4 protein-coding genes are annotated in these 7,972 nt (G+C 29.8%); all 4 read left to right on the top strand.

Annotated features, from left to right (window positions below):
* The first annotated feature begins 467 nt into the window (after positions 1-467).
* From U9R42_13310 to U9R42_13295, 4 genes are read left to right on the top strand one after another with little or no spacing between them, the layout of a single operon-like run.
* Positions 468-3,806, top strand: coding sequence for a hypothetical protein (locus tag U9R42_13310; protein MEA3496998.1), 3,339 nt, complete (start codon positions 468-470; stop codon positions 3,804-3,806).
* A gap of 17 nt (positions 3,807-3,823) precedes the next feature.
* The gene (locus tag U9R42_13305; protein MEA3496997.1) at positions 3,824-5,095 is read left to right on the top strand and encodes a T9SS type A sorting domain-containing protein; all 1,272 of its coding nucleotides are present in this window, start codon (positions 3,824-3,826) and stop codon (positions 5,093-5,095) included.
* A 56-nt stretch (positions 5,096-5,151) separates the two neighbouring features.
* Positions 5,152-6,435 (top strand): T9SS type A sorting domain-containing protein, encoded by a 1,284-nt coding sequence (locus tag U9R42_13300; GenBank protein MEA3496996.1) that lies wholly within the window; start codon positions 5,152-5,154, stop codon positions 6,433-6,435.
* Between the two features lie 58 nt (positions 6,436-6,493).
* Positions 6,494-7,747 (top strand): T9SS type A sorting domain-containing protein, encoded by a 1,254-nt coding sequence (locus tag U9R42_13295; GenBank protein MEA3496995.1) that lies wholly within the window; start codon positions 6,494-6,496, stop codon positions 7,745-7,747.
* The last annotated feature ends 225 nt before the right edge of the window (positions 7,748-7,972 follow it).

Below are 7,972 nucleotides of genomic sequence, written 5' to 3'. Positions count from 1 at the left end.
CAAAGATTATCAAGGAGGTACTACAATTTATAAGCTAAGTGATATTAAAGGAATTAGAAAAGATATTCCCATTGACAAATGGTATTTAAGTGGTCGTTTTAAAGCAATACCTGTTATAAGTGAAGTTCAACTCAAATTCTAACACCATGATACATTTCTCAAAAAGATTATTAATTCTTTGTGAGGATGAAAAATCATCAAAAATATATTTTGAATCTTTCTTTCACATATAATTCTTTTAACATAACTTTGCACATTAAATAAAAACAAATTTTATATTTTTTAAAAAATAATTGGTTTAAAAAAGTCAAAAATAAAAAAAAAATTTAAATTTTTTTTAACAACAGAATATCAATTAAATAGGCTGTGTTTATTTCTTTTTTTTAACAAATAATTTGTAACATTTTTACGACTAATGTTATATATATATAGAAGAGTGTTTTTTTTTAACCTTAAAATATAATATTATGAAAAGAAAATTTACTAAAACAACAAAATCAAAAATCAATTATTGGATTTTACCACCCATTTTTGTCTTGTTGCTATTGTTTATGTTAAGTGGTAATAATTTGCTTGCACAAAATAAATGTGCTTGCAATGTTGTACCAAATAGTGAAATAACATGGGACTCTATACCTTACAATGGTAATGCTTTAATTACTCCTTGGTGGTTTCCAATACCTCCAAACCAACCCTTTCCTACTTTAAATTATTTCCCTAACTGGTTAAACACACAAGGAAATGTTAATACACATACAACATTTACTTCAAGCCCTTCTTCTTTTGAATTAAGAAATTATAAAGTTAGGGTTACTGTTAATCAACAAATTCAATTTCAGTATTTGACAACAGGTTTTAAGCAAAGTATAAAATGTGTTGAACAAGGAAAGCCTTATATATTCTCAATAATGGCAAAAAATTGGTCATATAATTTGCAACAACAATATTGCGATAGTTCGGGAATAAGAGTATTTCTTGCTAATAATGTTCCTTATACACCACAGCCATTAACAGCTGCAAATATTCCAACCCCTTTGGGAGGCAGTCAAGAAATAATTAGTTTTCAAGACACTAATCATTACGGACAATATACAGTTTGTAATTTTATTCCTAATAATTCTTGGAGAGAAATATGGATTTATACGGATACAATAAATAATTCAATGACAAATAAAAATTTATGCAGGTCTCATCATTTAATTGATGATATTGAATTAATTAGAAATTTTGATTTTGCAGGACCAGATGAAATTACCTTTTGTGATACCAACGAACAATTTACAATTGGTGATACTTGCTCTTTTATAAATTTTACTGCAACATATAAATGGTACAAACTACCAGATACATCAAATATTTTAAGTACAAATAATACAATTACAGTATCACCTGACAGCATAACAACCTATGTGCTTGAAAGAACTTTGCACCCGACAGATTGTATCGGATATGATACTGTTACCATTAAACCCGGACAATCACCTATTGTAGAATTACCACCAGATACAACAGCTTGTTCACCAAGTTTTATAGACATCACAGCATCAGTTGATAGTTGTAACCATTGCCCTATGACATGGTACAAATGGAATCCAAAAACAAATAAATGGTTTAATAGTGCTTATTCACATGACCAAACAATAAGAGTTACAAAGTCAGGATGTTTTAAATTTATAGCATGTAATGATGCCTGTTGTGATTCAGATAGTATTTGTGTTGTTATTTATCCCGAAATTGATACTAAACCTGATTCTATGACAATCTGTGATACAAATAGATGTTATTGGTTTGTTGCCGATAGTGGCTTTGTTAGTTATACTTGGTGGCTTAATGATACTAACTCAAATCATATTGGATTAACAAGAAAGATTTGCGAAAATATTCCCGGGAATTATATTGTAAAAGTTGTTGATACAAATGGTTGCTGGGCAACAGATACATCTAAATTAAAATTAGAAATACCTGTACTTGATTTAGCAGGATTATATACCGCATGTGATAGAGATACAATTAAAATTGTTTTAGACTACGATACAGGAAACACTTACAATTGGTATGAGTTTGATTCAACATCATCATCATTTAATCACATTTCTTCCAATCGTCAAATAAGCATTACTACAAACGGATTTTATAAAGCATGCATTACAGATACTTTAGGCTGTACTGCCTGCGATTCATTTAACGCTTTATTTTATCCTTTACCTGAAATTACCGCTACTGATATTGATACATGTTGGCCTGCAGAAATAATTAAATTAAATAATACAAATCCTGCTAATTGTTCATTTTACGGACCCGACACATCGGTTGTTGGTAATTTGTTTTTAAAAAATATACCCGGCACATATCAGATACTTGCTTTATACACCGACTCAAACCTGTGTACTAATACTGATACTTTTGATGTGGTAATTCATCCACCACCGGAAGCACAAATTATCGGACCTACTGTTTTTTGCGTTAACGACCCAATATATCATTATGATATTTATCCTATAAAATACAGAGGTGGTACATGGAATATGATTTTTAACGGAAATACCTACAGTTATGACAGTGTTTTTAATCCTGCCAATCCTGGTGTTGGTAATCATGAAATTAGATATCTATTTACAGATTCAAATGGATGTATCGGGGGAGACACAATATTTGTTAAAGTAAATGATACTTTTGATGTGTATATTTTAGATAATCTTAATGGACAAAATAGTTGCATAACTAAAAATGTAAAGCTTACCGCAAACACTACAAAGGCAGGTAGTAGTTATTACTACAGTTGGAGTACTGGTGAAGACACTAAGAGTATTTATGTTACACAAAAAGACACATATACAGTATATGTTTATAATATAGATAGCAGTTGTATTGATTCGGCTTTTATATATCTTGATTTCTGCGATTGCTGTGATATTAATTGCATGGCTGAATCTAATGTACCTAATGAAATTGCTGGTAATCAGCATTTTTATTGGACAGATACAACACTTTTTATTGACCATGATGTTGAAATTTTTGATGATGCCACACTTCATATTACTAATTCTACAATTTATATGCGTAATTGCTCAAAATTAATTGTAAAAAGTAGTATGTCTGGTACAAGTCCTGGACATTTAATTATTGAAAACTCTGAAATAGGTATATGCCGATGGAAAGGCATTGAAGTTTGGGGAAATTATGATGCTTGCCCTGATAATTTAGTAGCACATGGTAAACTTGAAATACGCAATTCAAAATTAACAAATGCAGACATAGGAATTTTTGTAGGAAAAAGAGATGGAACAATACACGACAGAACGTATGCAGGAGGAATTATTGAAGTTGATAATGATACATTTAGTAACAATTATGTGGATATTATGTTCTCCGAATGGAGTTTTGCTGGAGCATGTTTACAAATTAATTGTAGTGGTATTTGGGCAAGCACTATTACTAATAATTATTTTGATACTTTAGCTGATCAACAGTTTTGTAATGATTATGTAGATGTTACATTAAATCTTTATGATAATTATTATAATAATATACCTCCTAAGGATACGAATTGCACGTCATGGTGGACTGCCCCTTTTATACCCCAAAGACCTCCAAGATGTCACATTATTGATTTATCACCTTATGTTGATGTATGGATATATGACGATCGTTCATTATGTCCGTTATTACGTTGTCAAAGATCATATTGGTTTAATGGAGGTATTCCTCCTCAAAATAATATATTAGACAATAACAAATACAAAGGCGAAAGAAATGTAGCAGATCCTTGTTTTGAATTTGCTCCTCATAAAAAACATTATAAATAACCTTAAAAAAAATTATTATGAAAAACTATTTATTTATTTTATTTATTCTTACTTTTAATTTTAATCTTTATTCTCAATGGGCTGATATTGCACCTGAAAACATGTCTGAACTTTTTGAGTATCAAGCTATTGATATAAATACGATATATTTGACCTATGGTACATTAGCACCAAATGCAAAACATTATACCGTAAGAACTCTTAATGCAGGACAAACTTGGGATACAATCAGTAATTATTTATATGACTTCTATTTTTTCAGTAAAGATACAGGTATATATCTTTATAAAAGAAATACATATAGAACAAATGATGGATGCAAAACATTTTCTAAAACATCTACTTTGTACGCACCGACTCCTGGCATGGCATTTTTAACAAAAAATAAATTCAACGGTAATCTTTTTATGTATTCAAACGATTCAGGTCTTGTTAAAAGTACTGATACAGGAAGAACATGGAAAAAGCTTACACAATCAGTGGCGGGATTGCAATTTCCAACCCCTAACGTTGGATATGGATACGGTAAAGGTTCAACACATAAATTTACATCTTTTTATAAAACTACAGATGGTGGTAATAATTGGCAATTAGTACAAGAATTTAATAATGCTATCAGAACTATTAGATTTGTATCTAAAGATGTAGGATATATGACCCGTTATTATACTTATTATGGACATGATAGTATTTTTAAAACAACAGATGGTGGTGTAAATTGGACAGCCGTTATGAATGGTATTAATGACGTACAAGGTGTTCTTAACGAACGATTATATGACATGTATTTTGCTAATGAAAATATAGGATGGGTGAATTTAATTTCTTCAGGAAAAAATTATATTTACAAAACAACTGATGGTGGTAAATGGTGGCAGAAACTTGCATTTGAGAATTTTAGCTGTGCTGTTGCTAAATTTAAAGGATTTGATAGTAACAATATATTACTTTTCCCTTTTGATTGTGCGTATATAACTAATTGCTTGTATAGAACTACAAATGGAGGAGGCGAAAATTCAAGTATTTTTGAAACAAATAATTCAAAAATAAATAAAGATTATACTATTTATCCTAACCCAACAAAAAGCACTATAACAATAGAATGCAGAAACAAAAATAAAATGACTACCAAAGTAAAAATTTACGATATCCAAGGAAAACTAATAAAAGAACAACAACTAACACTGGATAAAACCGTAATTGATATTAAAGATTTTAGTAAAGGAATTTATTTTGTAAAGATTAAAGATGGTGATGGGGTTTTTGTAGAGAAGGTTGTTAAGAATTAATTCACCCTCGGTCCCTCTCTAAAATTAGAGAGGGATGTAACTTTAAATAAAAAATTATGAAAAAGACAATAATATTTTTAATTATTCACTTAACAATTCTTTCATCTGCATTTTCACAGCAATGGAATGATATAAATCCTAATCCGCCACACATGGTTGGTTTGTTGGGTTGGGCATATTTCACATCGGAAAATACAGGTTATATTTTAGTTTCTGATACATCATCAAAACAGTGGTATTATAAAACAAATAATAAAGGTAGTAACTGGTTTCCTATACGTCAAGATGGTTATAATGTGCTTATATTTATATCAGAAGATACAGTAATAGGACTGAAACGTGACAATAGTAATAAAAATATTTATTTAATTACAAACGGATTTGATTCAGTTGAATTAGTTTATACAAACCCCAAGGGATTTGTCTCTCAATGGACAGACGAAAATATAACAAAAGGATGGGGAGATGACATTTATGCCAGTTACGATAAGCATTTTTTCTCTCCGGATAGTATAGGAACATATAAAAGTAAAGACCTCGGAAAATCGTGGATTAAAGTATCTGATACAGCAATTTATAGAATTGGGTTCATTAGTGATAGCATAGCTTTTGGTCAAGGTTTTTTTTATAATCAACTTGACAAATTCCTGGTTAAAAGCAATGATGGAGGAAATTCATGGCAAAAAACAGATGGTAAACATGGAGCTGATTATTATTTTGGCAAGGATACTTTTTATATAACTTATAGATGGGCTATTAAAAGGAGTGATGATGGTGGAAAAACATGGAAAGCAATATCTAACGGATTACCAGCAAGCTTATCACCCGATGATGTATATACTTTTATTGATTCAAAAACAGGTTTTATATATAATACTTTTTATGGTCTTTATAAAACTATTGATGCAGGAGAAAACTGGACAAAATTACGTAACCCTTTACCTTATATGCTAAATAATATTCAATGCATTGCAGAAAATGGCAAAGTATATTTTATTATTTCTGAGCTATTGGCTAGTGGTTTAGCAAAAATTTATCATGGTACTTATGACAGCACACAAATTTGGAATTCAACAAAAGAAATAATACCAAAGGATATTTCAGAAAAATTTAAAGTTTATCCTAATCCTGCTCAAAGTAAAATTACAATTACCTACACAGGCTTTATTGCTTTTGATACAAAGGTCAGAATTTACGATATTCAAGGAAAGCTCGTAAAAGAACAACAACTTGCTTTGGAAAAAACTGTAATTGATATTAAAGATTTTAGTAAAGGAATTTATTTTGTAAAGATTAAAGATGGTGATGGGGTGTTTGTGGAGAAAGTTGTTAAGAATTAATTCACCCTCGGTCCCTCTCTATAAATTAGAGAGGGATGTAACCTTAAAAAAAATTATCATGAAAAATTACATATTTATTTTATTTATTTTTATTTTCAATTCTAATCTTTATTCACAATGGCAAGAAATTGCACCTAAAAATATGTCTAATATCCTTGACTTTCAAGCGATTAATATCAACACAATATATTTATCATATAGGACACAAATGCCAAACGCAAAATACTATACTGTAAGAACTGAAGATGCAGGTCAAACATGGGATACAATTAGTAAGTATATTTCAAATTATTTTTTTTACAGTAAAGATACAGGTATCTATTTGATTAATAATAACACATATAGAACCAATGATGGATGCAAAACATTTAGCAAAACAACTACTTTGTATACTACAGCTCCTAATGCAAATTTGACAAAAAACAAATTCACAAACAACCTATTTCTGCTTTCAAGAGATTCAGGACTTGTTAAAAGTACTGATACAGGTAAAACATGGAAAAGTGTTTTACCTGATTATTTATGGGGATTACAATTCCCTAGTCCCAGTATAGGATATGGGTATTCCCGATCATATCACAATCCATTTACTCTGTACAAAACCACTGATGATGGAGATAGTTGGCAATCAATAAAAAAATTTAACAATGAGATTAGAAGAATTCAATTCCCCTCTAAAAATGTCGGATATATAATTCGTTATTACGGTTATAATGGACATGATAGCATCTTTAAAACAACTGATGGTGGTAATAGCTGGTTTCCTATTATGAATGGAATTAATGATGTACAAGGTGCTCTTGGTGAGGGTTTAGCTGATATGTATTTTGCAAATGAAAATGTTGGATGGATTGATTTTGTTTCTTCCGGTAAAAATTATATTTACAAAACAACAGATGGTGGCAAATGGTGGCAAAAACTTGCATTTGATAATTTTAGCTGTCTTCTTACTAAATTTGCAGGATTTGATACTAATAATTTAATACTTTTTCCTGCTTATGATTGTATATACAGGACTACAAATGGAGGAGGCGAAAATTCAAGTATTTTTGAAACAAATAATTCAAAAATAAATAAAGATTATACTATTTATCCTAACCCAACAAAAAACACTATAACAATAGAATGCAGAAACAAAAATAAAATAACTACCAAAGTCAGAATTTACGATATCCAAGGAAAACTAATAAAAGAACAACAACTTGCTTTGGAAAATACTGTAATTGATATTAAAGATTTTGATAAAGGAATTTATTTTGTAAAGATTAAAGATGGTGATGGGGTTTTTGTGGAGAAGGTTGTTAAGAATTAACTCACCCTCGGTCCCTCTCTAAAATTAGAGAGGGATGTAACTTTAAATAAAAAATTATGAAAAAGACAATATTAATTTTGATCATTATTACAATTACATTTAGTTATTCATGTAATAAAGAAGAAGGAAATATCATTATTCCCGACCCAAATAATCAACAACCCACAATACCCGAATGTCAGGAAAAAAACTTCGGATATATCCGCTTTGATAATCGTACTGATA

The organism is Bacteroidota bacterium, assembly GCA_034723125.1.
Classification (GTDB): Bacteria; Bacteroidota; Bacteroidia; order CAILMK01; family JAAYUY01; genus JAYEOP01.
This window is presented reverse-complemented; position numbering and strand designations above follow the sequence as displayed.